Below are 282 nucleotides of genomic sequence, written 5' to 3' on the forward strand. Positions count from 1 at the left end.
GTACTTTTACAAGCACCATCAGTGTTGAGTTTACACCAAAGCCAAACCGGTGGAGACCAGCCTATCTACCTTTTTCGTTTTGTTAGCTTCTTTATTCAGAGGGGAATTACTAATGTGGTGAATTTCTTCTGCCCTTATAGTAATATCTTTAATCATGCTCACACTATCAATAGAGGATTGGTTAAACTGGAACTGATTTCGGCAATACTACAAATGCCAAATAGTAATTCCAAACACTCTACTATAATCTAAGTTGTTAGTAAGTCTCCAACTATTGTGCAG

At 36.9% G+C, this 282-nt stretch carries 1 protein-coding gene; it reads left to right on the top strand.

What is annotated here, in order from left to right; all coding sequences use genetic code 11:
* On the top strand, positions 1-252 hold a 252-nt coding region (locus J0A68_RS22715), incomplete at its 5' end, for a hypothetical protein (RefSeq protein WP_206580532.1).
* Positions 253-282: the final 30 nt, after the last annotated feature.

This window comes from Algoriphagus oliviformis, assembly GCF_017254915.1.
Taxonomy (GTDB): Bacteria; Bacteroidota; Bacteroidia; order Cytophagales; family Cyclobacteriaceae; genus Algoriphagus; species Algoriphagus oliviformis.